The following is a 24,922-nucleotide window of genomic DNA, read 5'->3' as shown; positions in this document are numbered from 1 at the left end:
ATAAGGAACCCCTATGCCGCATTTTATAATGGACTGCTCTGCGGATGTCCTAAACAACCATGACGAACAGCACATCATCAAACAAATTCATTTGGTGGCAAGCCAAACTGGGTTATTCGATGAGGGCGATATCAAGGTCAGGGTAAACGCTTATAACACCTATTTAGTTGGTAACAAGCAAGAGAGCTTTATCCATATTTTTGCTCATATCATGCAGGGGCGCACCATAGAGCAAAAAGCCGATTTATCTCGCCAAATGGTGACAATGCTTACAAGTTTGTTCCCTGACACACCAAACATCGCAATGAATGTTAGCGACTTTGAAAAAGCAACCTACTGCAATCGAGCGATGATATAAATGAACTTTACCCCGATAAACGATGCTCCAATAGATATAGAAACTGAGCGATTGTCGCTCCGCTTAGTGACCGAGCTTGATAGCGCCGATTTATACAAGGTTTACTCTGACCCAGAAGTCATGAAATATTGGAGCTGCTCACCTTTTACAAGTGAGTCGCAAGCAACAGAGCTAGCACAAGCTGGTGAAGCAAGCTTTCGCGCTGGGCAATCGCTGTTTCTGGGGATTGTCGATAAAGAGTCCAAAGAGTTAATTGGCACCCTTAGTGTTTTCAATATTCATCAAAACTCACAACGCGCTGAAGTGGGTTATATCCTATCAAGGAAGTATTGGCATAAAGGGCTGATGTCAGAGGCATTTAGTGCACTGCTCGATTACTGCTTTGAACATTTACAATTGAACAGACTAGAAGCTGACATAGACCCAAACAATACTGCATCAGCAGCACTGCTAATAAAGCATGGCTTTAAGGCTGAAGGTTTGCTCAAGGAGCGTTGGATAGTGAATGGCAATGTTACCGATAGTGAGATTTATGGGTTACTGAGAGCGGACTTTAAAAAACTTAACTCAAAGGAGTAGTTATGTTCGACCATGTCGTGTTTGGTGTACGTGACTTTGACAAAAGCAAAACCTTTTACCAAAAGGTTTTAGCTCCCATTGGCATCAAAACGATTGCCGAAGATAAGCTTGGAATTGAACTTAGCGCGGATGGCAAGTCGTCTTTATGTATCCGCCGCACACCTGAAGATAACCCAGCTCACCTTCACCTCGCCTTTGTAGCCCAAAGCCGCGAGCAAGTACAAACCTTTCATCAAATCGCGCTGCAGATTGGTGCTAAAGATAATGGCGCTCCCGGAATACGCCCTAACTATAGCGGCCAATATTACGCAGCCTATGTTATTGACCCTGACGGGCATAATATTGAAATGGTTTACCACCAAGAATAGCTATAGCTAATTCACTCGGGAAACACTTACAGAAAAAATGCCGACTTGTCATTAAAATAAGTCTTTACGCTGAAGCCTGTATATTGCTGACAAACTTGCCCTTGTAGTATGTTGGAGCCTCTAAGTTCTCAGCTATGTACCAGTTAGCCACATGCTAGTCAGCTACGCCTAGTCAGCCTCATATTGATTAGCCAAAAACACAGGAAGTTTAGCCCAATGCTCCGTCAATCATTGTCCATCACCCTACTCTGGTTATTGTCTTTTAGCGCTTATAGCCAATCTCTTGTGTCACTTAACACTGATATCAAATCCCTTCTAGATTCAAAACAAGCCACGGTTGGTGTATCGATTTGGGACCAAAATGCAAACCCTATTGTCGAGATAAACGCAGATAATCAGCTCCCTATGCAAAGTGTATTTAAGTTTCACTTAGCTGTGGCGGTGTTGCATCAAGTAGATCAAGGTAAATGGTCACTTGCAGACAAAATAACCATTACACCAGACGATCTAGACAATGGGTTGTGGAGCCCTATTAGGAAGAAATACCCGACGGGTGCAGAACTAACCTTAGCCCAAATCATTAAATATACGGTTGCAGTCAGCGACAACGTTGGCTGTGATGTACTAATTGGCATGTTAGGCGGCCCAAAAGTCCTCGAGCAGTACCTGCACCAAGCTGGCATTAAAGACGTAGCGATAAAGTACAACGAAGAGATGATGCAACAGGTTTGGCAGCGACAATTTGATAACTGGACCACCGCCAATGGCGCAAATCAGGCTTTAAGTAAGCTATATGACAACAACGAGCAATTGCTATCCGCCACGAGCCACCGCTTTTTGTGGGATGTCATGAAAAGCTCAAAAACGGGTAAAAACAAGATCCGCGCAGGTGTACCTGAAGGGACCGTAGTTGCCCATAAAACCGGTTATTCTGGCAAGCATAATCAAACGGGTGTGATTGCTGCACATAACGACATAGGAATCGTGTTCTTACCAAACGGTAGCCACTACTACATCAGTGTTTTAGTCAGCGATTCTCGTGAAAGCAGCGACGACAGTCAAAAGATAATTGCCGATATTTCCCAACTCGCTTGGATGCATTTCATCGCTGAAAACTAGTAGGTATTTCACATCTCAGTCTACGGCTAATGAGCAAAGCCTATGGCTTTTAAATTGAACGCGCTATTGCAACAATCTAAGTCGACATAAGAGTAACGCTTGCTCAAATTGAATTAACCTAAGCTCAGAAAGGATAATGCTTGAACATATCCTCAATTTTGTCTTTGAGCAGTGCTTTGTCAGCAGTTATTTTACCAAAGGTGCGTAAACCCGAAATTTGGATTTGTAGATGCTGAGCAAGCTCATCTGGGCTTTTGCCTTGGTTGACTTCGCCTGCTGCCTGCGCCTTAGCGATTAATGAGGCAAACGCCTCGGCGATTTCACCAAGGTGACTTTTGGTGGTATCAACCAAATCCTGGTTATCTTCGGTAAGCTCACCCAAGGTTTTCGCTAACATGCACATACCATTAGGAGCGGAGTTTTGGGTATCAACTACTTGAGACTTCACAAAGGCTTTAAGCGCAGCCAGTGGCGAGTCGTATTGATCGACAAGCAGCTGTAACTCAGCCAGCCCCATATCGGTGTAGTTTCTTAGTGCCTGTTTAAACAAGCCATCTTTACTACCAAAGGCAGCGTAGATGCTACCAGGCCGCATATCAATTTCATCCTGTAAATTACGCATCGATGTCGCATGAAAGCCTTTCTTCCAATAAAGGTTGGTTGCTTTATCAATCACTTCATCACGATCGAATTTTGCAGTTTTTGCCATTATTTGTTCTCTACACTAATTGTCGCTACGCTGATCAGAGCTATGTTAACTGAAGCTTTTTGAACTAACGTTCAATTATAGGTTGTCGTTACCTCAAGGTAAACCCTATGCAGCTGCAACCTCTACACCCAAAAGTTAATCCCACTACCAAATAAAAATTTTTATACGTGTTTATTCTCGAAAATTCATGTACATAGTCAGTCTTACCCCTTTATCTTGAACGATTGTTCAAAATAATCATTGAACGATCGTTCATTTATGTCTATAGTACATCACATCACCGAGGCAAAGCAGCAATGACGCTTCACTCGACCTAAGTTAACCGTTTCAATAATTGGAGATTACAACATGAGCAATTTTACATTTCACACAGTAGAAACTGCACCAGAGAAAAGTAAGCCAATGCTAGAGGGTGCGCTAAAACAAATGGGCGCGGTACCAGGTTTGTATGCTGTTATGTCTGAATCGCCAGAGACACTGAAAGCGTATCAACAACTGCACCAAGCATTTACTTCAACCTCATTTGATGCTGAAGAGTTAACTGTGGTTTGGCAAACCATCAACGTAGAGCATGAATGTACATACTGCGTGCCGGCCCACACAGGCATCGCCCACTCGATGAAGGTCGACTCAGCGTTAACTGAAGCGCTACGCAACCAGCAACCAATGCCAAATGCAAAACTACAAGCATTGCACGACTTTACTCTGGCGATGGTACGTGAGCGCGGCAATGTGTCAGAGGAGCAAATGGAGACATTCTTTGCAGCCGGTTACGGCCACAAACAAGTCATCGAAATCATTCTTGGTTTGTCACAAAAAGTGATCAGCAACTATGTCAATCATGTGGCTAAAACACCTGTTGACCCAATGTTTGAACAGTTTGCCTGGACTAAATAACTCGGATATTTCTATACGTAGCTTGCTCTTTATATTGGTAAAGTCAGCAAGCTGCTCCTATACAGTTAAGAGGCTTAGCAGTGACCCAGAAAATCAAGTTAGACATTATTTCAGATGTAGTTTGTCCATGGTGCATTGTGGGCTATAACCACTTGAACGCTGCGATTGAACAACTTGGCATGCAAGATAAAGTTGAGATTGAATGGCACCCATTTGAGTTAAATCCAGATATGCCGCCAGAAGGTGAAGAGTTACGCGCCCATGTCGCTAGAAAGTACGGTGCATCAAGAGAAGATAGTGATCGCGCGCGAGCAAATATTGCCGCTGCGGGCGCTAAATATGGTTTCGAGTTTAACTATTCTGACGATATGAAAATGGTCAATACCTTCGATGCCCACGTGCTACTTGATTACGCCAAACAATTGGGTAAGCAAACGGATTTGAAAATGCGTTTGTTCGCCGCTTTCTTCACTGAAGCAAAAGACGTATCTGATCGTTCAGTGTTAATTGAACAAGCAGCAGCTGTCGGAATTGATGCAGAGCAAGCACGCAACGCGCTCAACGATGAGCAGCTGCAACAAGCCGTGCGTCAGCAAGAGTCTCATTGGCAACAACTTGGCATTAGCAGTGTGCCAACCGTGGTATTTAATCGCACTAGCGCACTTAATGGCGCTCATCCGCAAGAGACATTTGCTCAGGTTCTACAAGAGTTAGCTAAATCTTGAAGCATGAGCCTTAAGGCGAAAAAAGTGTCAACCCTCATCTGAGCTAATACATCTGAGCTTGTACATCGGGGTTAGTACAAATAACAAAGCCCAACACTTATGTGCTGGGCTTTGTTATATAAAACTGAGCTAGTCCAAGTCATTGCAGTACTTCAGCCTAGTCTAGTTTAAAGCTTAGAGTTTAGATTTTAGAGCTTTAAGCTTAAAACATGGAGCTTAGCCAAATGACATCATCATCTTGCGGCTACTTACAATCTGCTGGAACTCTTGTAACTGTTTCTTTGGCAACACTTTGGCTTCAGCAATATTAGCTTTCATAGGATCTATGGGGCGACCATTTACATGAAACTCATAGTGTAAATGCGGCCCGGTTGACGCGCCGGTATTACCGGTTAATGCGATGACCTGCCCGCGCTTAACGCGCTGACCTTTGCGCACTCTAAATTGCGATAAATGCAAATAACGAGTACGCACCTTATTATCATGCTCAATGACCACGTATTTACCTGCAAAAGCATGATTTTTCACCATGGTCACTACACCATCGCCTGGCGCAACCACAGGTGTGCCAATAGGTGTGGCAAAGTCTGTACCGTTATGCGGGCGCACGCGACCAGTGATTGGATGTTTACGCTTTGGATTAAAGTGTGACGATAAACGGTACTTACGTTTTAGCGGAATACGCTGAAAAGCAGGTGCTAAACTTTCGCCGTTTTCATCGTAAAAATTACCGTCTGAATGTTGAAACGCACTGACGTTACGAGAATACGCGTTAATCGTTACCCCTTGCACCTCAGTATTACCAGTAGGTACACCTTCAATAAACTGATCGTTCATCAAAACTTGGAAAGTATCCCCCGCTCTTAGCTCACGAGCAAAGTTGAACTTGGTCTTTAATAGGTTATTGATACGTTGAATTTCATTGGCGTTCAGTCCTGCTTTTTCAGCCGAGAGATAAAACGAGCCATTAATCTCTCCGCCGATAATACGGTTTTGCCAAACACCTTCAGTAATGATGTCCTCTACTTCAAAGCTGCCATCATCTAAGCGGCTAAACACCACTTGTCTTGCGGCATTAAAGTACAGCTCAAGTTTTTGCAGCTCGCCAGCATCATTGTCCCAAAACTGTATGCGGTTACCTGGCATTAGCGTATCAAGCGCGAGGACTTCGAGATCCGCCTCAAGCACCTTATACATGGTTTGATGGTCAATCCCAGCTTTTGAAAATAGTGAGCCAAGTGTGTCGCCAGGTGCTATCTCACGGCTAAAGATGGGGGCGCGAGTGGTTTCGACTTCTTCGATAAAATCAAGCTGACTCAGGTTGGGCAGTAGTTTTTCTAAATCCAACGCGACAGGAATACGTTTTACTTCAAACTCTTGGGTGGTTGGCATAAGCAAAGCTGCACCAACGAGAAGTACGCAGCTCATTAACGCTGCTTTTTGACGTTGTGAAAAATTGAATGGCAGTGGCGCCCAAGCCACTTTCTTGGTTGATTGCAAAATGAGTTACCCTAAGCATGCTGCTTAACCACCCAACACTTATACCAAATGGTATTAAACCTATGTAGCGCACAGCTAGTCGGCATATTGAGTGGCAAATTTATTGTTGTATTTGCGGCGTAATCAAGGCGCGAGTTAGCAAAAATAAAACTCAAACACCTACAACAAATGATTATGCAGCGCGTATGTGCATATTATGCACTTTCTATTCAAAAAAATGCCGAATAGTTATATCAAACTATCGGCATTTCACAAACTGTTTATTACGCTTTTATGAACTTCATCGCCCTGTTGATAAGGCTTGCAGCCACATTAGCAGCCACTAAATCGACAACGGCATCATCAAGATGCTACTGCATATTGGCTTTGTAGTTTACTGACACCTAGGCCGTTCATTTTATGCACTTTTATCTGTACATCAATACGCTCTTTCATGGCTTCGACGTGGCTTATCACACCAATCATCTTGCCGCTGGCATTTAAGCTATCTAACGCATCCAGTGCAATATCTAGCGTTGTGGCATCAAGCGTACCAAAACCTTCATCAAGAAATAGCGACTCAATTTGGGTTTTATGGCTCACGAGATCTGACAACGCTAACGCCAATGCCAAACTCACCAAAAAGCTCTCACCGCCTGACAAAGTGCGCGTATCGCGGCTTACATCACCTTGCCAGGTATCAATGACTGTCAGCTCTAACGTGGCGCCGCTAACGGTCGCTAACTGATAGCGTCCATGCAGACGATTGAGCTGCCTGTTCGCTAACTCAACCAAATGCGCCAGAGTTAACCCTTGTGCAAAGCGGCGGAACTTATCGCCTTTTTGTGAGCCAATGAGCGAGTGCAGCAAGGTAATATCATCATAATCTTGCTGGGCATAACTTAACTGCTTAATTAAGTCTGCTTGTTGCGCCCGCTGCTGTTTGTCTTGCTCTAACGCGTGCTCAGCTTGCCATAAGCGCTGACGACTGTCGGTGAGTTGCTGCTCTTGCTCGGCGGCTTGCTCAGTTAAGGTATCAAGCTCGGTTAGTTGATAATTATGCTCTTGCTGCAGCGTTTCAAGCTGTTGCTGCTTGCCATTAAGCTGCTCGACTTGTGCGCTCGCCTTGAGTTTGGTTTGTTCAAGGGCTTTGATTTGCTCAGTTAACTGGGCAAATTCACTGTCACTCAGTCTAGCTGCGGTAAATGCGGCTATATCTACAAACGGACTTTGTTCTAATGCTTGCTGCCAGTCACTCGCGGCTTGCTCTTGCTCCGTGCTTACTTGCGTCAGCTGCTCAGTTAACAGGTTAAGTTTCGAGCTTAACTGCTGGGCGTTATCGTTAAGCTCTCGCAACTTAGTTTGCATAGCTTGCAGGCTTTGTTCCCTATCCGTTAATCCATCAAGGCTATGCTGCTTAGCAAGCAGAGCATCATCCGCTACTAACAATTGTTTACGCTGCATGCTGAGCTGATTAATCGCTGAGTCTAATTGGCTCAAAGCCTCAGTTTGACTAGTTAGTTCACGTTGTAATGTTACGAGCTGCTGCGCTTGTTGCTGCTGCGTTTGTGCGAGCAACTGCTGCTCTTGCTCAAGCTTTAGTTTATTTGTCTGCGCTTGCTGCCAACTATTAAGACGGCTTTGCAACTCATCTAACCAATGCTTGGCTGTTGTAAGTTCAGGCATAGTCAGCTCACAAGTCGCCAGCTTGTTTTTAAGCTCAGTCATAGCTTGCTCAAATTGATTGCTTAGCTGAGTAAATTCTTGCTGCAATTGCTGTAACGTTTGCTGCTGACTTTGTAACTGTTGCTGGTTAAGCTGCAATTGATTAAGCGTGCTGTTTGCTTGCTGCTCAAGCTGATGTTGCTGCTCTTTAACGCTGTTAAGCTGAGTTTGTAGCCCTTGCGCTTGCTCAATGGTAGCAGCTAGTGAAGCTTGCTCGTTTGCCGCGCCATCAAGCAGCTGTGCTAACTCACCACTGCCATCTGCAATTTGGCTTAGTTCAATGCTAATACCTAGCGTAGCTGTGTGCTCGGCCCATAACGCTTGAATTTGTGTTTGCTTGGATAGTAAAGCCTCAAGCTGCTGGTTTAACCCCTGAATACTGGCATCTAATTTAGCTTGCAGCTCACCATCACGTTTACCTTGTTGCATAATGTGCTCAAGCTCTTGCTCAAGTGTATTCGCCCGAGTTTGATGCTCGCTCACATCTAAAGCCTGATATTGCTCGACCAACGGGTGCTCAGTAGAGCCACATAGTGCACATGGCTGACCAAGCTGCAGCTTTTGTCGCTCACTAGCAAGGTCGGCGATTTTCTGCTCTTGCTGCACAATCAACTTTAAGTCTTCTAGTTGTTGCTTCTTGTCCTTCCATACACTGCGACTTTGATGCAATTGCCCTTTTACCGCCGCTAACTCACCTTGCTGCTTGGCAATGCCTTGGGTCAATGACGCAACCTGCGCTGCATTTTCAATATAAGCCTTGGCATTAGACTCTAATGCTAGGCGCACACTTTGCTGCGCAATTAACTGCTGATAGCGAGTTTGCAGTTCAGTTACGGGCTGATTTTGCGTGATATTTTCAAGCTGCCTTTGCAGCTGCTCAGCTTGAACAATAAGCTGTTGTTTATTTTGCTCAAATGCGTCGATTTGCGGCTGCGCAGAGTCAATAGCTTGCTCAAGCTGTTGATTGGTCTGCACAAGCTTGTGTTGTTGCTGCTGATTTTGCGCTTTGGCATTTTCAAGCTGATTTAATTGAGCAAACTGTGCTTGCCATGCGGTTAACTCTGTTGCGATAAGCTCTGCTTGGGGCAAGCTGTTTAGTGCAAGCTGAGTTTGCTCAAGCTGCTGCGTCAAGTGTTGCTGTTGCCGATTCTGCTGTTGCTTAAGCTTTTCACACTCGCTAAGTTGCTGCTTAAGATTATTCAGTACATCACCTTGCTGCGCCTGTTGCTGTTGTTGCTGAGCGATTTGATTATCAAGCGGCAACACCTGAGTGTCGATTAACTCAACCAGTTCTTTATGGGCTTGCTTGGCTTGGTCAAACTCTTGCTGCGCTTGCTCCACAACGGCCTGCTCAGCAGTTAGCTCACTTTGGCACTGAGTTAAGGTGCTTTTTGCCTGCTCGGTATCTTTAGTAAGCTGGTTTTGTTGCGACTCAAGCTGATTAAACTTGTCGTAAACTGGAGTCAAAGCAAGTGCCGGTTGATGCAAGGCAAGGCGGTCAAAGCTGGGTTTAGCTTCAATTAGCGCCTGCTCGGCGGCTTTAAGCTCAATTTGCGCTTGCTGCTGGCTTTGCTGGTTTTCTTGCCAGCTTTTTGCCCAGTTTAAATATTGATTGGTTTGCTCGCGCTCAGTGCTTAACTTGCTGACTTGTTTAGTTTCAGTCGTCACTTGCTGCTGAAATTCGATAAGTTGCTCATCACTGAGTACGGCAACATTGTCTGACTTAGCTTTAAGTAAGGCGAGCTGCTGCTTTGAATCACTAAAGTCTTGATGCACTTTTTGCGAAATCAAACCATAGATTTCAGTACCCGTTAGCTCTTCAAGTAGCTCAGCTCTGTCGTTAGCATTGGCGTTCAAAAACGCGGCAAACTGACCTTGAGACAGCATCATCGACTTGGTAAAACGGGCAAAATCTAAACCGGTAATCGATTCAAGTAGTTCTGATTTATGCTTAATCTGGCTGGCGAGTACTTTACCCTCTTGCAAAGTAGCAAGTTCAACCTGAGCATCTTGCAAGTTACCATCAACCTTACCTCGTGAGCGACGCTGACTCCAAAATGCACGATAGCCCTGCCCTTTTACTTCAAATTCTACTTCTGCAAGACAATCTGCGCAGCCGCGAGTCATTAACTCGTTAGTGGTTTTAGAAATTGTGGCGATGCGAGGCGTGCGGTGATAAAGCGCTAAGCAGATCGCATCTAAAATCGTGGTTTTACCCGCACCAGTTGAACCTGTGATGGCAAACAGACCATTGTCGATAAATGGCGACTGAGTGAAATCAATCTTCCACTCACCTTTTAGCGAATTAATATTCTTAAAGCGAAGGCTTAGAATCTTCATGCTTTTGCCTCCACTTGTGATTGCGCTTGTGATTCTGGTTGCAACGGCTCTTGAGCATCTTGCTTGGGCGCAGCTGTTTCTTGCTGCACTTGTTCAACTAACTCCTTGAACTTAACGCGCAGGCGCTCACGGCTCGTTAGTTCATCTTCAGTTTCAAACACCTCTAGCGCTAAGCGACGTTCAAATACATCTTCAACGTTAATTTCACTTAAGGTTTCATTATGGGTGTCGCTCATAGTTTGACTACGTGGTTTACGAGCACGTTTAAGCTGCAATACTTCTAGGGGTTTATCGGCAATGAGTTGCGCGATGCGATTTTGTAAATCGCTGAGTAAATCTTGCTGCTCGACTTCAATACTTAGCCAGATGTTTTGCGCCTTATCATGCTCAGCTGCGCTGTGGGCTAACTTGTCGATGCTAGCTTCAATATCAGCTAGCTTGCCCTTGAGCACTGCCATAGGTTGAAACAATGGCACATCAAGCGCAGTAACCTCGGTAAGCTTATCTTGCTCAAAACTCACCAGTAATACCGATTTGCCCGAGCTAGACTCGCTCTGTGCTGATAGTTCATCAAAGCTGAGCGGGATCGGAGAGCCGCTATAGCGAATATGCTCAGTTTTGGCGACCTTTTGACGGCGGTGAATATGCCCAAGGGCAATATAATCGGCTGCTGGGAATAAGTTGGCGTTAAAGGCGTCGAGCGTGCCGATATAAATGTCACGCACCGACTCTGAGCTAGTGACACCCACTGTGGTTAAGTGGCCAGTGGCAATAATCGGAACTGGCGCGGCTAACTCAGCATTAAGCTTTTGCGCATGTTCAAAGCTTTGTTGGTAATAGTCGGCAATAGCGCTAGAGAGCTTTTGCTGTTTAGACTCACTAGAATCACCTGCTTGGCTAGTCACTAATTCGCGTGGGCGTAAAAATGGCAATGCACAAACCAATGCCATCGGCTCGCCATCTTTGTCAAAGCTCAGAACATGTTGCTCTGGGCTGTCAAAGCCACCAGGGATAACATGGGTATTTAGGTAGGCTAGTAAGCCTTGCGATTCACCAAGGGTTGCCACAGAGTCATGATTGCCACCCAATATCAATAACTGGCACTCGGTTTGTTGCAAGTCAACAATAAACTGATTGTAAAGCGCGCGGGCATAACTTGGTGGCGTAGTGGTGTCGAAAATGTCACCGGCAACAATCAACAAGTCCACTTGATGCTGCTTTATTTGCTCAAGTAGCCAGTTCATAAAAGCTTGATGCTCTGCGGCGCGGCTTTTGCCGTAAAAGTACTGACCAAGATGCCAGTCTGAGGTGTGTAAAATTCGCATATATGATTCGATGTTGAATTAGTCTTTGTTGGCTGCGCGTTGAACGCGTTATTTACTCGCTAGCTTAAACGAGCAATTGAACCCCCTAAGCGTATTGACTCCAAAGCAGCTTGATACTCATGGCGAGCGACATAGTCACAACCAAGGGTTTAATAATTTTTGTGCCTTTAGTGACCACTAATCGCGAGCCTAATGTGGCACCAATGGCTTGCCCCACAAGCATAACCAGCCCCAGTGCCACAGCGACTTGGCCGCCAATTAAAAAGAAAATAAGTGAAGCTATGTTGGTCACAAAGTTCAGCACCTTGGCATGCGCTGTGGCTTTAGCTAACCCAAATCCGGCTAAGGTAACAAACGCCAATGCGAAAAAACTACCTGTGCCCGGACCAAAAAAACCATCGTAAAAACCTACGCCCAATGCACCAGTAAAAGCGAACACGGTTGGGGTGACCATTTGCTGCTTATCATCATCTGCAATTTGCTTTGAAAACAAGAAATAACAGCCAATTGCTAGGATTAAAAACGGCAGAATAAATGCCAGTAACTCAGCGTCAATCATCTGCACTAAAATAGTACCAACCGCCGAGCCGACAAAAGCGCACAGTATCGAAAGCTTAAACTCACTGAGCTTAACCATGCCTTTACGCACAAAATACAAGCTGGCAAAAAAGCTGCCGCCACAGGCTTGTAACTTGTTGGTTCCCAGTGCAGCTGCAGGTGGCAAACCTGCCCACATTAATGTGGGGATAGTCAGCAAACCACCGCCGCCAGCAATGGCGTCAATAAAACCGGCTAATACGGCAACGAAAAACAGCACCACAGTGATTTGTAGAGTCAGTTCAAACATGAAGTTAATTATGAAAATGAGAGTAGAAACGTATTAAACCCGCTTTGGGGCTGAATTACTATATCTAGGCGCTAATAAGCACTTTAATCGCTGCAAAACAAAACAGGGCAACCCGTGGGCTGCCCTGCTGCACCTAAACTGATAATGGAGCGTTACACTTCCCAGAAAATATTGGTCACTATGTACAAAATAACCATAGTAATAAGGTTGATCACAGCGCCAGCACGCATCATTTCAGACTGTTTAATAAAACCAGAGCCAAACACAATTGCATTGGGCGGTGTCGCCACTGGCAGCATAAATGCACAAGATGCAGCAATACCAATAACCACAGACAGCATCACAGGTGATAAGCCTAAAGGCTCAGCGATAGCTGCAAACACAGGCACTAATAGCGCCGCAGATGCAGTGTTACTGGCGAACTCTGTGAGCATTACCACGAAGAAGATCACCGCTAAGATGAATAGCGCTGTATGGGCGTCACCAAAGAAGTCTGTTACCACATGCGCTAAAAATACACTGGTACCTGTGGCTTTAAGGATTGCGCTTAGCGTTAATCCACCACCGAACAAGATAAGTACGCCCCAATCAGTCGTTGATTCAATCTTCTTCCACTCAACCAGACGTAAACCCGCAAGCAGCACCACACAACTTAATGCGACGATGGTATCGAACTTAGCTACGCCACCCAATGCCTGTGACAAAGGTTTACTGAAAATCCAGCTTAGAACAGTGGCTGCAAATATTACCAAGGTTAGCTTAGCGCTAAAGGTCATTTTTTTATCGCTAGCTTCAATATGGCAGACTGCTGATAAATCTGGCTTAAAGAACATGTACAGCGCAATTAGCATCACAGGCATCATTAACGTCACCGTGACTAAGCCAAACTCTAACCACTCACTAAAGGTTAACCCAGCTTGAGCCGCAGCAATCGCATTTGGCGGGCTACCAACCAAAGTACCAATACCACCAATATTGGCGGAATATGCGATGCCTAACAGTACAAATAGATAAGTATTGCGGTGGGTTTTCAAATCAAGCTGCTGCAAGATACCCAATGCTAGCGGCAACATCATCGCCGCAGTTGCAGTATTACTGATCCACATCGATAAACTTGCCGTCACCACAAACAACATGATGCAAGCGATACTTAGCTTACCTTTCGACAATAGCAGTACTTTTTCAGCAATGCGTTTATCAATCCCTTGATGATTCAACGCCGCAGCCAGTACAAAGCCACCAAAGAATAAGTAGATAATCGGGTTTGCAAAATTACCCATCGCTTTAGATGTATCAAACACATCGAACATCACCGCAAGAATGGGGATTAAAATAGCCGTAACACTAATATGGATAGCTTCTGTTAGCCACAAAATAGCGGCAAACACTAAAATAGACAATCCAGTGTTAACGCCCGGTTCAAACGGCAAAAAGTTATATAACAAAGCAAAAAGTAGGATATTCGCCCCTAGAATTATGTACTTTTTACGCTGCGCATCGGAAACCGTCCCTGAACCTAACTGTGGTACCTCACTCATATTCACAACCTTTATTATTGATTTTTGGCCGCTTCAATGTAATTCAATTGTTAAACACAAATAAAGTACAACTAAGTAGTAATAAAGTTAGCGAATTCACTAACAAGAATTTGATTTAGCTCACATGATGAGCAAGTGATTTGATCCAGACAACAAGTCATCTGTAACGAATGTTGTTTTATGACATCAAACCAGCCGTTATGGGCTAGCTATTCAACCGAAATGAATTTTAATTCTAATGCAGATAGTTGGATACGGATCACATTTGGTATAAACCATTAGCGATCTTGGTCACTGTTTTGCGGCAAGTTAAGAGTAGGAACCAATGAGGTTAACTTCAGTGGTGAGGAAAATAACAGCAAAAACGACAAATTGTGCGACGTTATTTGAGCACTGAGCGCACAACGCACAACGCTCAACGCTCAACGCTCAAATAAGCCGAAACTACGAGTGACTTACAATCAACTTTTACTACATACCAGCTTGAACGACTTCCTCGTCTTCTAAACCTAATTGCTCGGCATAGTCAAGATTTGGCTCGATTCTAAATTCAAACTTCAAAATCTTTAAACAAGCATCATAAAGCGCCTCGCCAAACCATTCACGGTCAAATTGCTCCAGCGCTTCTACAATCCCAGCAGCGCCATCATCTTGATGCAACTTTTTCGGTACTAACGAGTCGATAAAGCTGGCGACGAGACCATAAAGATCTTTCTCGGCTTCACCCTCCACGTCCCAAAGTGTTGGATCAGCATATTTAGCGGCGTAGTGGATTTGCGCGATATCGCTACCGATCCCAAAGTTCACTAATGTCGCAGTGTCGTGATTACAAATGATGTTTTTAGGACATATTGCGCCATGAAAAATATCAATATTGTGCAGGTATTGCAGCGCGGTAAGAATTTGAATAAACCAAGTGATCGGCTGGCCAATCTCTACGCCCTTCACTTCATCTAATGCCACACCTTGCGCCCAGGCTCGGGCGATAAATAGATCATTGGACTCTGGAAGCTGGCCAAAGCTGAGCACTTTCTCGATATGAGGGTGATAGATTTTAGATAAGCTACGATAAATATTGTTTAGCTTGTGCCACTGCTCATCAACATCGTTATACACGCTAATTGCACAAGGGTAATTGCCCTGAATATGCCTTGCTTGCCAAAGCTGGCTATGATCAGTGGATGAGATAAATGATTCAAGTTTAAAGTGATGGTCAATTACCGCGCCGCGCTCGATTTCAATACGCTGCGGCACGGTATCGCATACGCCCAGCTCGATCAGCGCCGATAAATCACAGCGAATGGCATCTAAATCGACAGTAGTGCCTTTTGCAGCGTCACGATACCAATGGTAAATACGTGGCTGCTGAGTTTGCTCAGCAAGGGTTAAGAACGCCTTAGCATATTCGGCAATATCTTCGGCAATGGTAAGATTGTCTTTAATGTCGATAAACTCAACATCACCTTGATCTGACAAGAACACACAGTTACTTGCCCAGCCGCCAATGGTATAACCCCGGCGATGAATTTGCTGCATTCCACTAATACTGCGGCGTAAAATTTCAAGCAGTTGATAAGTAGATTGTTGCTCAACCTCAAAGATATTCAGCGGAATGCCCCGCGGCATACGAATAGGCAATACCAGCTGCTCGCCGTCCTGTATAAGTGGCGCGCAAAAAGGTACACCACTACAACCAGATAGCGACTGCATACGCTTAAACTCTTCACGCAGTCTAATTTCGTGTTGTTCAGCATCTAATGCGCTTTCAAATTGGCTCTGTACTAGGATTTTAAGTAGCCAGGGTGCCGTCCAACCGCCTGGGTTATATTCTGACTGCCAAACTTCTAAACCTTGTTGCAGGAACAAACATTTGAGCTTGATGAAGTCTTGAATTTTTTGATTACGCTGCTCAACAATGGCGACCTGACCTATGGTATCAAGTACCATCTCTTTTTGTTGCTCAGTCACTTGGTGCTTGCGCGGTGCGGTTAAGCCCCATTCTTTAGTTAGCGCTTGGATAATTTTTGCTGGAGTATAAATACTTAAGTTACCCTGATCTTTCTCGACCAGAATCTCTTCACCTTTGCGGCCAGTAACAAACACCATGCCCTGACACCATGGTGCATAAACACCTACAGGAATTTTGTGCTTTAAGCGACCCGCAAGCACTCTGGCAACATAATTGGCTTTTGACAGGCTGTTATCAACATCGCGACCGTCTAATGACCATGCATGCAGCCCAGCGTTTAATCGACCAATATAGCCCTTGACGTCAACCACATACACGCCCCACTCACCAACTACCAGCGCGTCAACTTCCATTGCCTGACCAGTATGGGTTGGAATTTCCACATTGGTAAGCAACATATAGTCTTTAGGTAATTCATCTGAAAGTAATGAGAATGCCCAACGCTCTGCGTCGTTAACTGGGGTGCCGAAACTGATATGCCTTGCCATACTAATCCTTGAATGCAGATCACATAATTGAGGCTCATGCTAATCATACGGCTACAAAAAAACCACCATAAAGGTGGTTTTTATTAGCGTTTACACAACAAGTGTTCATTTATTGAGCGTGGACACTATTCGGTTTCGGTCTTTTAAGACATCACTTATTGGAGACACAATCTCAAAAGACTATTTCAATCACGTGTTAAAAGAGCCAGAGCATAAGTCTAAGTGCTTTCGACGTTAACCGTTGCTAACCACATAATTGTCAGCCCTAGTAATCGCTCTGAAATACCGTATCCTTCATTCGGAAAATGAGACTCGCAGATATCAATTAACTGATTCAAAGCACTAGTGATATGAGCAGGTGGAGTTGCCAAGGTAACTGTATACAACAACAAAGAAACAATATACCTAAATTTCTTATCGGACAGCCCCGCTTTCCAACTATCTACCAATGCAGCTTTAGAAGAAAAATCTAATTGTTTTAAAATAATCGGAAGCATCTTGCCTTTTAGAGTTTGGCCAAAATCTTTTTTGGTCGGATAGTATCCTTGTAAGGTGCTCTTTCTAACCCCAGCTATCTTAGCAATATTATCGTACGTGACACTCTCCCAACCTGATTCGAAAAAGATCTCCATAATAATCTGGTTGAATTTTTCAAAATTCGCCTCCTTTTCTTCCTTAGAAACCCTTGCCATTAAGACCCTTCCTATCGCTTTAGATCACATCGCTAGTTAAATATAGATAATTATCACATAAAAAATAATTTTTAGGTGCTTGGTACGCAAAATGTTTTGTAATGCGTACCAAGTACGAATAATATACCACCAATACGTACTAGGTACCTATAAATCCACAACCTCGTAAAATTGGACAAAATTTATGAAAAAGTCACTGCTAACTATTTCAGTCATTACTGCGTTACTTACTTCCGGGTGTAGTTCTGATGAGCAATCAACACCAACCGAAGAGATTCGTACTATCGAAGTCAGCACAAACTTAAAAAATGTTTCCAACGTGAATGCATTAAGCTCTAATTGTTTACCCGTTGGAGATAGTTTAACTACAAACGATGATGTTAAAATTCCTGTAGGTTTCGAACACCCAGTTTGTGCCATTAAAGATAACAGAGGGTTTGTTCATTATGTGAGAACAAACGACTATCAAATTACAATTACTGACTCTCAGGGCACTAAATTTACCGAAAGTATTGCTGATATCACGAATTTTCAATTTGAATTTGATGTTGTTGGCGAAGCGGTAGCCGAAGTTCATTTTATCGGAGAGCTGGAAGGTAAGTACACCGACGTATACTCATACTATACGGTAGAAACGCCAAGTAAAGGGCAAACCATCGACCGTTCTGAAACAAACGTAAAAATTGAAGTAGATAATGAACAATTTAGCTACGTCACCTTCCAATCACATAACGATGACGTAATCTTCCAAGAGACGACAATTACAACAGAAAAAGAGTTTCATTTTGGCTTAACTGGGCAACAAACGAACAACTCAGAGGAAGTTGTTGCCTATCGCTACATCAAGCAAGACGCTGATGTGCTGTTTACCGCACGGAACTATGAAATGGCTTATGCATCTATCGAGTTTCAACCTCAAAAACACTTTGATTTTGGAGTATTAGAGATAGATCCAAATGAAGGTAGTATTATTATCACACCTCCTCGTTTCGGTAACCCTATTGACATTACACCAACACCTATAGACAAGGTTATTAATCCCGATCAAGTCCTAGGCGCGACAATAGTTAATTACGAGCCAACAACAGGTGCCGCAACATTCGAAGCACAACCGAAACTTGGTAAAGCGGAACCTTCGGTATATCCAGAAATCCAATTCGAGCCAGATACCTACATTTTGAATCAGTTTGATTTTAATTTTGACGTCGAAACTTCTATTTCAGCTTCTACATTCATGAACATATACTTAATTGATGTAGATAGTAAAACTCTCAATGCAGTTGTATACCCTACTGGTAACGTAACCATTCTCAAAAAAGATACAAATGGAGATTACTTGACCTTTGATAAATTTGAGGGGGACGGTGCTCTACAAAGTTTCATGATTCAATATGGAGAGTATACATTAGCGTCTCAAACAGATAGTACGAAGCGCCAAACCAACTTCATTTTACGTGTAGCTGATGACAATAAAGAGGCATTTGAATTCACAATCAACGAGTTCACAATTGAATTAGTTGATCTACAACCACTTGAGCCAATCGATGCAGCCATTACTGAAAAACAGCTAATTGGTGCAGATATCAAAGAGATTGACCTATGGACCGGCAACACAACAATTATCGGAAAACATAACGCTAGGATTTCTGCGGTACCGACTCTAAAATTCCCAAAAGGCGCTATATCAGTTAAAGATGTTGCAATTAATTTTGATGTTACAGCTCCTGAAAGCGAACTTTCATCGGATGTTCCATATGTGAACATTTACCTGGAAAACGGCGACACATATGACTTATTCATTGGTGGTATCAATGATGGAAAAGTCATCAAACAAAGTAACCTAGGAACATGTGATCAAAACGAACTAGATACGAAAACCTGTTATAACTCTTTCACAGAGTTTCAGGCTGAAAAAGGCGAACAAACTTTGCGTAACTGGGCTGAGTCGGGCAAATTAAATACAAATTTTGTTTTAAGAGTTGGCGACAGCAATGACAACCTCAAGGATATTGAGGCAAAGGTTAACAGCTATAGTGTTAATTTGATTGACGCTTTCTAAGCTGTGTTAGCTAAAAAAAGAGTCTCTATTGAGACTCTTTTTTGTATACTCGTGCATCCTACTCAGCTTCGTCGGCAAACTCGCCATCGCCTTCTTGATGCTGCATTACGCCCCAGCCATCAGAAATGCCGTCAAACTCTTGGGCAAATTCATTCAATGCGACTTCTTTGGCTACCAGTGCATCATACTCTGGCACCATGTTAATACACACAATAACTTCCCACTTTTCAGTGTCTTCATCAAAGTGGATTTCTAACTCGCCTTCAGCTTGGTCTTGAACCAAAGTTTCTAGGGCAGATTCAGCATCACGCTGATCGTCAAATACCAAGAAAAAGTCCACATCTAGCGCTTTAGTTAAATCAATACCTGACTCAGCCATTGCCGCTAGCATTTGGCCGTTATCATCTTCAGGAAATTGCATATTTCAATCCTTATTCAGCTGGAATAATTTTAACTGCAACGCCATTGAACTCAATCACGTCACCAACAACACACTTCTTGCGCTTACGGGTATCAACTTCACCATTCACGGTAACCATACCTTCCGCGATAACGCGCTTAGCGTCACCACCAGCATTCACTAAACCTTGTACTTTTAATACCTTGTATAGCTCAACATAGTCATCGCCGCTAAGTAGAGAAAACTCTTGCATCTATCTTTACTCTTTCATCTATCAATTATCGCGCAAGTATAACCTATGGCAGATTAGCAAGCATCAAGCATTTGCCGGGGATCTTGATATAAATAGCGAAAGCCTAAGTCGCGACAAATTAAACTGCCATCAATGCGCTTGCTAGGTTGTGGTTGCTCACTAAAAGTCGCGCTATCGACACCTAAATGCTCACAGGCTGCGCTGTAGAATTCAGACTTAGGCAGGTGAATTGGCGCACACAGATTATATACCTCTCCCAACAAATCGGGATGATTTAACGCGGCATGAATAATCAGTGACACAGCGGCAACACAATCATCAAGATGCACTAGGTTAACAGCAACATTACCGCCTGGCACATCGGTTTTACCCGCAAAGAATCGCCCAGGATGACGCTTAAGCCCAATTAAACCGGCAAAGCGCACTATGGTGGTCTTAGATACATTACCTTGATTTAGCGTTTCCATGTTCAAGCTTGCCATGACTGATTCGGCTTTTAGCAAAATATTACTGGCAGGCGAGCTCGCTTGTGCCATGGTTTCATCCAATAATGGTCCCAACAGCGCATTAGCATTAACAGTGGCATCATCAGCTTTAGTTGAAACTGAACTCGTCGGATAAACACCTGTGGTGCTAATAAACACTAAGCGTTTGTAGGGTTTACCTGCCAGCAAATGTTCAAGCTTAGCGACATACTCTAAATAGTTTGTCTCGCCTCTGCGCAATCCTGGCGGAATATTAACAACCAAGATATCGCTTTGCAGCGCTTGCTGCATCTGAGCAGATAAGCTCGATTGTACCAACTCTTTGGCTAAATCCAGCGCAAAGCCCCTAATCCCCAACTCATTTAGACTTACAGCATCTTGCTCGCTGCGTTTTGAGCCGAATACTTGATGGCCTTGTTTCACTAAAGACTGAGCCAGTGGCAGCCCAAACCAACCACAGCCAATAACGGCGATACTTGCCATAGGTTATTCCTTTAATTTGATTAACTGCTAGATGAGAAAAGTCACATTATCATACGATTATCGCGCAGCGACAGTTCAAGAGACACAATAGAGGGTTAGTGTTCAAAGTCACTAAAGTAAAAACTAATCGTATTTTCTGCTTGTAGGGTTTTTAACACGCTTTCAGGGAGGTTTTCTAGCTTAACCACTTCACTCACCGACACTTCCTCTTCCATTAAAAAACGCAATGTCGCATCTTCACCTCGAGGGCTACATGCCCAAACGTGAGGCTTTTTCACTTCTGAAGTCGTCATCATCACTTTTGCAAAGCTGCCATCGGTAAGGTTGACTAAGGTTCCAGGCGGATAAATACCCAGTACCTTGACCAACTGAGATACTAGCTTCTCATCATGCTTCTGTTTGCGGCTTTTAAACAAGACACCAAGCGCCAGCTGTGGCGATAGATAGCGTCTTAGCAGCGACTCATAGTCATTCACTAGGCTTACAATTTGCGTGGTGATGGGAATTTTTTTAGCTGTCAGCTTGTCTGGGTAACCACTGCCATCCACAAACTCATGGTGGTGACGCACTATGTGTAACATGGCTTTAGGGTAAAGGTTGTTCTTTACCAGCATTTCGTAGCCAAAATTTGGATGCATGCGCATAAAATTCACTTCGTGATCTGTCAGCTCACCATGCTTGCGGCGGATATTCTCAGGTACCTTTAATTTACCAATGTCATGGAACAAACTACCAATAGCAATATCGCGAATATCACTTGGTGGCAAACCTGCCATATGGGCTATCATCATCGATAGCACGGCGACTGACACTCCATGTTGAGTTACGCTCACTTCAAGTTCATTACTACTGACTAGGGTTAAATGAGGTGAATCAGTTTCATTTAGGTGTTCCATCATGCTTTCAACCAGAGTCACCGCATCACGATAAGCACCTTCTGGGTCGCTGACCACCTTACCAAACACGCCGCGACTGTCATTAACGCAGCGGATAAAGCGCTGCTGACCACGACGAATGGACTTTTTTGCCTCAACTTTATAATCAGGCATTTCGGTAGCAGGCAAGATGGTGACGGGCTCGTCAACGACTTCCGGCTGCTCAGGGATTAAATCATGACCATCTAATAGATAAACAAAAGAAGTGTTTAGCCCGCGAATGAGGGCAATTTGAGATTTTTGCTCAATTTTTACTTTGCTTCGAAAAAACGGGTGCTCGGTCCAAGACAGGGGCAGCTTAATCGTCATTCCCACGACGATCTTGGACACTGGCAACTGAGTTAATTCCGTTTTAGCCAAATGAATTCCCGTTAAGCAAAGTTACAATAATTTCAGCCTAGTTCAAAAAGCTTAGGCGATAAATAACCTATTCGCACTTTTCACTTGTAAATACTGCGACTTAGGGTCACATGTTGTAAAGCTATTTCTTATCGCTTTGCTCTGTTTCTTGCGCATGCCAGTCGCTAAAATACAATTTTAGTCGTTTTGAGTTGAATAAATAGATCAAAGACCAGAACACCAATAGCGAGTCTAGGCCGTAACTAACCTTAAACACAAAGTAGTCGTGTATGAGTCGTTGCACTAACACAGCAGCATCGAGTGCAACCAACATCAGCAGTAGCGTTCGCCCGTGCTTGAAGATGGGTCTCAACCAATCAGGTTTGCGTTTACGCTCAGCGATAATCAGAAAATACACAAACACTGCACCGATACCCGTTAGCAATGCCAACAAAAAGTCTGATTTTTGTGGGTAGAAAAGCCTCACTAAGCCAGACTGGTCGTTAAATTGCGTCAGCGATGCAACGAGCACGCACCAGGCGCGCGCCAGAAACACCAGCATTAAGTACAAAGTTAGTGGTGGCTTAACATGACCTTTGTCGTCTAGCCACTTAATATGACTAAAATTCATTAACGCTTACTACTCTGTGCACTCTTCCCAATGCTCCACGCAAATAGCCTAAAGCCAATAACCCAAGACCAATAATCCCAAGCAAACTGGTCAAAACCAATTAACCTGCGCTGTTGAGCAGATCCAGCAAAGCTTGCTCATCAATCACTTTAATGCCGAGGTCTTGTGCCTTGGTGAGCTTTGAGCCCGCCGCTTCACCTGCAACCAAACAATCTGTATTCTTAGACACGCTGCCAGCAACTTTTGCGCCTAAGGCTTGTAGTTGTGCCTTGGCTTCGTTGCGATTAAGTTGCGTCAAGGTGCCAGTTAACACCCAGGTTTGCCCTTTAAGGCTTAAGTCGGCTTCGTTAACCTCTTCAATTGCTGGCCAGTTAACGCCGGCAGCAATAAGCGCGTCGACGACTTCAACGTTATGCTCTTGCTTAAAGAAATGACTGATGTGCTTAGCGACAATCGCGCCAACATCTTCAACTTCAATCAGCTGATCTAAGCTCGCCTGTTTTATTGCATCAAGTGATTTGAAATGACTGGCTAGGTTTGCAGCTGTCGCTTCGCCCACTTCGCGAATACCCAGTGAGTATAAAAAGCGCGCTAATGTGGTTTGCTTCGCGCTATCTATCGCCGCAACTAGCTTGGTGGCAGACTTCATGCCCATACGTTCAAGCATGGTTAACATAGACGACGTAAGCGCGAATAGATCAGCAGGGCTTTTGATCAACTCTTTATCAATCATCTGCTCAACGACTTTATCGCCTAGACCATCAACGTTTAACGCTTTACGTGAAGCAAAATGCTTAATGGCTTCTTTGCGCTGAGCTTCACAGAATAATCCGCCAGTGCAGCGAAGCACCGCCTCTCCCTCTTCACGTTCAGCATCGCTGCCACATACCGGGCATTGGCTTGGGAAGCTAACATCAACGGCATCTTTAGGGCGCTTTTCAGGCACGATAGCGACAATTTGTGGAATAACGTCACCAGCACGGCGAATAATCACAGTATCTTTTACTTTTACACCTAATCGAGCAATCTCATCTGCATTATGTAGCGTGGCATTTGACACAGTCACGCCGCCAACAAACACAGGCTTTAAGCGTGCTACTGGAGTAATAGCACCTGTGCGCCCCACTTGAAAATCAACCGCTTCAAGCACAGTTAGCTCTTCTTGCGCAGGGAATTTATAGGCGATAGCCCAACGCGGCGCTTTAGCAACAAAGCCTAAGCTTTCTTGCTTAGTGATGTCGTTTACCTTGATCACCACGCCATCAATTTCATATTCAAGCTCACTGCGGCGATTTAAAATGTCGCCATAGTAGTCAAACACCTGCGTAAGCGATTCACATACTTTCACTTCGCTTGATACAGGATGGCCCCACTTTTTAAGCTGCATTAGCTGACCATAGTGCTCATTACTCATTGGCTCGCTAGCACCTTCGACAACACCGAGCGCGTAAGCATAAAAGTCCAGAGCACGCTCAGCGGCAACCTTGCTATCAAGCTGGCGTAAACTGCCAGCTGCAGCGTTGCGTGGATTCACGAACACTTTTTCGTTTTTAGCCAACTGACGCGCGTTTAGCGCATCAAAGGCTGATTTTGGCATAAACACTTCACCGCGCACTTCAACTAACTCAGGGTAATCATCACCGCGTAGCTTTAATGGAATAGAGCGAATGGTGCGCACGTTCTCGGTAATATCTTCACCGACAGTGCCATCACCACGAGTTGCAGCGCGCTCAAGTACACCATTGCGATAGGTAATGCTTACTGCAAGGCCATCTAGTTTTGGCTCGCACACATAATGGACATCGCTCACTTTATCGGTAATGCGCTTGTTAAAGGCTTCAAAGTCGTCCTGGTCAAAGGCATTATCTAGACTGAGCATAGGTTTTAAGTGAGTGATCTGCTCAAACTTATCCAGCGGCGCACCGCCAACACGTTGGGTTGGCGAGTCTGCGAGTTTTAATTCTGGATGCTCGGCCTCTAATCCAATCAATTGTTGCATTAAACGGTCATATTCAGCATCAGGAATCGATGGTGCATCATCAACGTAATAGCGAATATTATGTTGGTTGATGGTTTCAGTTAGTTGCGCCATCTGTGATTGAATGTCTTGCATAATAAATCCAAATATAATCGTTTATATAATAAAGGCCGCTGTTGCGGCCTTTGTCTATCTGTTGGT

Annotated in this window: 21 protein-coding genes; 7 read left to right on the top strand and 14 right to left on the bottom strand. The window is 44.1% G+C overall.

All coding sequences use genetic code 11. The features are described 5' to 3' along the window. Positions 1 to 13 precede the first annotated feature (13 nt). The 4 genes from G3R49_RS07385 (at position 14) to bla (ending at position 2,424) form a co-directional block, all read left to right on the top strand. Entirely contained in the window at positions 14 to 358 is a 345-nt protein-coding gene (locus tag G3R49_RS07385) for a 5-carboxymethyl-2-hydroxymuconate Delta-isomerase (protein ID WP_167869192.1), read from the top strand. Continuing rightward, the gene (locus tag G3R49_RS07380) at positions 359 to 937 is read left to right on the top strand and encodes a GNAT family N-acetyltransferase (RefSeq protein WP_167869191.1); all 579 of its coding nucleotides are present in this window, start codon (positions 359 to 361) and stop codon (positions 935 to 937) included. 2 nt (positions 938 to 939) lie between these two features. Then, positions 940 to 1,305, top strand: a complete 366-nt coding sequence (locus G3R49_RS07375) for a VOC family protein (protein ID WP_167869190.1) — start codon at positions 940 to 942, stop codon at positions 1,303 to 1,305. Between the two features lie 216 nt (positions 1,306 to 1,521). After that, the gene (gene bla, locus G3R49_RS07370) at positions 1,522 to 2,424 is read left to right on the top strand and encodes a class A beta-lactamase, subclass A2 (RefSeq protein WP_167869189.1); all 903 of its coding nucleotides are present in this window, start codon (positions 1,522 to 1,524) and stop codon (positions 2,422 to 2,424) included. Positions 2,425 to 2,548: 124 nt separating this feature from the next. On the opposite strand, the gene G3R49_RS07365 is transcribed toward bla, so the two are convergent. Further along, complete coding sequence (locus G3R49_RS07365; protein ID WP_167869188.1) at positions 2,549 to 3,133, bottom strand: TetR/AcrR family transcriptional regulator; 585 nt, start codon at positions 3,131 to 3,133, stop codon at positions 2,549 to 2,551. Between the two features lie 348 nt (positions 3,134 to 3,481). Here G3R49_RS07365 and G3R49_RS07360 point away from each other — a divergent pair, with 348 nt between their 5' ends. Then, entirely contained in the window at positions 3,482 to 4,030 is a 549-nt protein-coding gene (locus G3R49_RS07360) for a carboxymuconolactone decarboxylase family protein (protein ID WP_130597574.1), read from the top strand. A gap of 80 nt (positions 4,031 to 4,110) precedes the next feature. After that, positions 4,111 to 4,755, top strand: a complete 645-nt coding sequence (locus G3R49_RS07355) for a DsbA family oxidoreductase (RefSeq protein WP_167869187.1) — start codon at positions 4,111 to 4,113, stop codon at positions 4,753 to 4,755. Between the two features lie 216 nt (positions 4,756 to 4,971). On the opposite strand, the gene G3R49_RS07350 is transcribed toward G3R49_RS07355, so the two are convergent. The 7 genes from G3R49_RS07350 to G3R49_RS07320 all read right to left on the bottom strand — a co-directional run bounded on the left by G3R49_RS07350 (position 4,972) and on the right by G3R49_RS07320 (position 17,158). Next, on the bottom strand, positions 4,972 to 6,183 hold the full coding sequence (locus tag G3R49_RS07350) for a peptidoglycan DD-metalloendopeptidase family protein (protein ID WP_167869409.1): 1,212 nt from the start codon (positions 6,181 to 6,183) through the stop codon (positions 4,972 to 4,974). Between the two features lie 414 nt (positions 6,184 to 6,597). Continuing rightward, positions 6,598 to 10,299: an SbcC/MukB-like Walker B domain-containing protein gene (locus G3R49_RS07345; RefSeq protein WP_167869186.1), complete on the bottom strand. Its 3,702-nt coding sequence runs from the start codon at positions 10,297 to 10,299 to the stop codon at positions 6,598 to 6,600. Continuing rightward, positions 10,296 to 11,624, bottom strand: coding sequence for an exonuclease subunit SbcD (gene sbcD, locus G3R49_RS07340; RefSeq protein WP_167869185.1), 1,329 nt, complete (start codon positions 11,622 to 11,624; stop codon positions 10,296 to 10,298). Before sbcD ends, G3R49_RS07345 begins: the two co-directional genes overlap by 4 nt. 85 nt (positions 11,625 to 11,709) lie before the next feature. After that, a complete protein-coding gene (locus G3R49_RS07335; protein ID WP_167869184.1) occupies positions 11,710 to 12,471 on the bottom strand; it encodes a TSUP family transporter in 762 nt (253 codons plus the stop codon). 152 nt (positions 12,472 to 12,623) lie between these two features. Next, on the bottom strand, positions 12,624 to 14,009 hold the full coding sequence (locus G3R49_RS07330; protein WP_167869183.1) for a DASS family sodium-coupled anion symporter: 1,386 nt from the start codon (positions 14,007 to 14,009) through the stop codon (positions 12,624 to 12,626). Positions 14,010 to 14,480: 471 nt separating this feature from the next. Beyond that, the gene (locus G3R49_RS07325; protein WP_167869182.1) at positions 14,481 to 16,466 is read right to left on the bottom strand and encodes an NERD domain-containing protein kinase family protein; all 1,986 of its coding nucleotides are present in this window, start codon (positions 16,464 to 16,466) and stop codon (positions 14,481 to 14,483) included. A gap of 218 nt (positions 16,467 to 16,684) precedes the next feature. Then, on the bottom strand, positions 16,685 to 17,158 hold the full coding sequence (locus G3R49_RS07320) for a TetR family transcriptional regulator (protein WP_167869181.1): 474 nt from the start codon (positions 17,156 to 17,158) through the stop codon (positions 16,685 to 16,687). Between the two features lie 184 nt (positions 17,159 to 17,342). On the opposite strand from G3R49_RS07320, the gene G3R49_RS07315 reads away from it, so the two are divergent. Then, positions 17,343 to 19,217: a hypothetical protein gene (locus G3R49_RS07315; RefSeq protein ID WP_167869180.1), complete on the top strand. Its 1,875-nt coding sequence runs from the start codon at positions 17,343 to 17,345 to the stop codon at positions 19,215 to 19,217. A gap of 58 nt (positions 19,218 to 19,275) precedes the next feature. Here the strand turns inward: G3R49_RS07315 and G3R49_RS07310 are convergent, their stop codons facing one another. From G3R49_RS07310 to ligA, 6 genes are all read right to left on the bottom strand, one after another. After that, positions 19,276 to 19,638 carry a ribonuclease E inhibitor RraB gene (locus G3R49_RS07310; RefSeq protein WP_167869179.1) on the bottom strand — a complete coding sequence of 121 codons (363 nt, stop codon included), beginning with the start codon at positions 19,636 to 19,638 and terminating at the stop codon, positions 19,276 to 19,278. A 10-nt stretch (positions 19,639 to 19,648) separates the two neighbouring features. After that, positions 19,649 to 19,870, bottom strand: a complete 222-nt coding sequence (locus G3R49_RS07305) for an RNA-binding S4 domain-containing protein (protein WP_167869178.1) — start codon at positions 19,868 to 19,870, stop codon at positions 19,649 to 19,651. Positions 19,871 to 19,923: 53 nt separating this feature from the next. Further along, entirely contained in the window at positions 19,924 to 20,838 is a 915-nt protein-coding gene (locus tag G3R49_RS07300; protein ID WP_167869177.1) for an NAD(P)-binding domain-containing protein, read from the bottom strand. A 95-nt stretch (positions 20,839 to 20,933) separates the two neighbouring features. Continuing rightward, positions 20,934 to 22,133 carry an HD-GYP domain-containing protein gene (locus G3R49_RS07295; RefSeq protein WP_130597584.1) on the bottom strand — a complete coding sequence of 400 codons (1,200 nt, stop codon included), beginning with the start codon at positions 22,131 to 22,133 and terminating at the stop codon, positions 20,934 to 20,936. A gap of 121 nt (positions 22,134 to 22,254) precedes the next feature. Next, entirely contained in the window at positions 22,255 to 22,743 is a 489-nt protein-coding gene (locus tag G3R49_RS07290) for a DUF2919 domain-containing protein (RefSeq protein WP_130597585.1), read from the bottom strand. 100 nt (positions 22,744 to 22,843) lie between these two features. Beyond that, the gene (gene ligA, locus G3R49_RS07285) at positions 22,844 to 24,856 is read right to left on the bottom strand and encodes an NAD-dependent DNA ligase LigA (protein ID WP_167869176.1); all 2,013 of its coding nucleotides are present in this window, start codon (positions 24,854 to 24,856) and stop codon (positions 22,844 to 22,846) included. Positions 24,857 to 24,922: the final 66 nt, after the last annotated feature.

It is taken from the genome of Shewanella sp. WXL01, assembly GCF_012263345.1.
Taxonomy (GTDB): Bacteria; Pseudomonadota; Gammaproteobacteria; order Enterobacterales; family Shewanellaceae; genus Shewanella; species Shewanella maritima.
The sequence above is the reverse complement of the archived record's forward strand: the minus strand, read 5'-3'. Positions and strand labels throughout refer to the sequence as shown.